The organism is Myxococcus vastator, from assembly GCF_010894475.1.
GTDB lineage: Bacteria > Myxococcota > Myxococcia > Myxococcales > Myxococcaceae > Myxococcus > Myxococcus vastator.
Genome location: NZ_JAAIYB010000720.1, coordinates 1 through 2,616, shown reverse-complemented (window position 1 = coordinate 2,616; position 2,616 = coordinate 1). Strand labels below are relative to the sequence as shown.

General features: G+C 74.3%; 3 protein-coding genes. 1 reads left to right on the top strand and 2 read right to left on the bottom strand.

Annotated elements, in window-relative coordinates; translation table 11 throughout:
• A partial coding sequence (locus tag G4D87_RS36520) for a tetratricopeptide repeat protein (RefSeq protein WP_163787407.1) occupies positions 1–958 on the top strand: 958 nt, incomplete at its 5' end.
• A gap of 19 nt (positions 959–977) precedes the next feature.
• On the opposite strand, the gene G4D87_RS36515 is transcribed toward G4D87_RS36520, so the two are convergent.
• A complete protein-coding gene (locus tag G4D87_RS36515; RefSeq protein ID WP_163787406.1) occupies positions 978–1,814 on the bottom strand; it encodes an SGNH/GDSL hydrolase family protein in 837 nt (278 codons plus the stop codon).
• 88 nt (positions 1,815–1,902) lie between these two features.
• Positions 1,903–2,616, bottom strand: a 714-nt coding sequence (locus G4D87_RS36510) for an alpha/beta fold hydrolase (protein WP_163787405.1), incomplete at its 5' end; no start/stop codon positions are given.

Here is a 2,616-nt window from a genome sequence, read left to right as displayed (position 1 = left end):
GGCCCTGAGCCACCTGGCCCGGATGGACGCGGAGAAGGGTGATGCGCGCCAGTTGGACCTGCTGGCCGCGCTCGCCGCGCAGCCCAAGGCGGGCTTCTTCGAGGTCATCAATCACGGCCGCGCCCTGCTGGGGCATGACCGGTACGCCGCCGCCATCCCGGAGCTGGAGCGCGCGCTGGCGCTGCAGCCCGGCAACGCCCAGACGCTGACGTACCTGGGCATGGCGCTCCAGGGCGACAAGCAGCTGGACCGGGCGCTGCGCCGCTATCAAGAAGCCGCGGAGGCCAGCAAGACGGAGCACCTGCCGCTCCAGCTCGCCGCGCGGGTGCAGCTCCTCCAAGGGCACGTGGGCGCGGCCATCGTCACGCTCCGGCAGGCCATCCTGCGCAGCCCCCGGGAGACGGCCCTCTTCCGGGAGTTCGCCTCACTGTGCTTGATGGCCGGCGCGCCCGAAGCGGCGATGCGCGCCGCCATCGAGCTGCGCCTCCAGCTTCCCGACAGCGCGGACGCCATCTACCTGCACGGCATCTCCGCCTTCGTGGCCGGCAAGGACGAGGAGGCGGACCGCATCCTCCGCGAGGCGCTGGCCAAGGCCCCGGAGTCCGTGCCCGTGCGCGTGGCGCTGGCCAAGGTGCGCCGCAAGCTGGGTGACGACGCGGAGGCCCAGAAGCTGCTGGAGGCCGCCGTGGCCTCGGACCCCTCCGAGGCCGGCGCCGCCAACGACCTGGCGGTGCTGCACCTGTCGCGTCCCAGTGGCGCCGCCGCCGCGCGCGCCGTGCTCACCGAGGCCTTGAAGCACCACCCGGAGGACGCGGGCGTCCACCTCAACCTGGCGCTGGCCCTGGCGGACAGCGACAAGGCCCAGGCGCTCACGCACGCCCAGCGCGCCCAGGCGAGCACCCACCGCGACATCCGCGAGCAGGCCGAGCGGCTCGTCACCGCCCTGAGCCCACGCTGACGCGACCTTCGCCGCGCCGCTACCCCTGCTGGAGCAGGCCCAGCACGCCCAGCACCTCGGGGTACACCTTGTTGGCGAAGTAACGGCCGCCCGCGACGGTGAAGTGCACGCCGTCCGCCATGCGCAGGCGCATGGGCCTGCGGAAGCCATCCACCCGGGCCTGACGCAGCGCGCGTCCCTTCGCGTCGGTGAAGAAGGGGCGCGTGTCCAGGTGCACCGCGTCCTGCCGGGAGGAGATGACCTCACGCTGGAGGGCGCGGATGATGCGCAGCTTCTGCTCGAAGCGCTTGAGCCCCGTGGTCGGCAGCTCCAGCCAGACAATCTTCCGGCCAGGTGAGGCGAGCACGGCCAGGAAGTCGTTGATGCGCTGGCGGTAGGCGGCCTCCCACTCCGCCTGTCCCCAGCGGATGGCCTTGCCGCCCTGGGTGTCCTGGAGCGACTGCCCGTCGTTGCCCCCGAGGATGACGACGACGACGTCCGGCTGGTGCCGCTCCACCTCCTCGCGGCCCACGTCCATCCAGTCGAAGAAGTCCGGGCGCGCCAGGCCTGTGGAGGACTTGGCGCGGCGGGCCGACTGGATGCGCGGGTGCGCATCCAACTGAGCCTGGAGGTACTCCCCGAAGCCGGTGGCGATGAGGCTGTCCCCCAGCAGCAGCACCTTGTGCTTGCGCGCCACTTCGGGCGGCGGCGCAGGCAACACCGGCCCCACGGCGGGCGGCGCCAGCACCGTGGCGGGCAGCGGCACGGTGAAGGGCGGCACGGTGAAGGGCGCCGGCTCCTGCACGGAGGCAGCGGGCGCGGGCGTCGCGGAGACAACGAAGAGGGTGACGAGCAATCGCGTGAGGCGGTTCTGCATTGGCGCCCGAAAGGTAGCGAGCCCCGCGCCATCCGTACATCCCCCCTTTCGGCTCGGCTCGGCCCCGCACCGCCCCTGCCGGGCTGCGTCAGGCGGCGCTGGTCTCCACTTCGGGGTGCGCCGCCGCGCCCAGGGCCGCCAACCAGGGCCGCAGGAGCCCGGCGCACGCCTCCGGGTGCGTGAAGTAGGGCACATGCCCCGCGCCCCGCAGCAGGTGCCGGGGCGTTCCCGGCGGTAGCGACGCGACCAGCCGCTCCACCGTGGACGGAGGCACCAGCACGTCCCGCGTGCCCTGGATGCAGACGCAGGACACCGGCAGCCTGCGCAGCTCCGGCGGGGGCGCCTCGCCCCGGATGGCCAGGGCGCGATGCCACGTGGAGCTGCGCTCCAGCGCCGTGGTGGGGACGACCTCGGGCACCCGGGCGAAGGCCACCGGCGTCCAGGCCGCGAGCCCCGCCGCCACCGCGCCCGGCCGGGCCCACCGGGCAATGGGGCCCATCATCCCAATGGCGAGCCCGCGCACGCCCAGGTGCTCGGTGCGGGTGAAGGCGCCCAGGAAGGCCACGCCTCGCGCCGCGCCGGCCGCCGCCAGGTGCGCGGCCACCATGCCCCCGAAGGAGCTGGCCACCACCGCGTCCACGTCCCCCACGGCCCGCAGCACCTGCCGCGCCAACGCGCCCGCGCCGCAGGCCGCCGCCTCGCCTTCGGGGTACTCCACCAGGAGGGGACGGGCCCAGGGCAACAGCTGGTGGGCCAGCGCCTGGAAGCCGGAGCCACGCGCGCCCAGTCCTGGCAGCAGCAG

Bases quoted from the DNA above. Each gene is read 5' to 3' on its own strand.
- G4D87_RS36515 (WP_163787406.1), bottom strand. From the start codon at position 1,814: ATGCAGAACCGCCTCACGCGATTGCTCGTCACCCTCTTCGTTGTCTCC.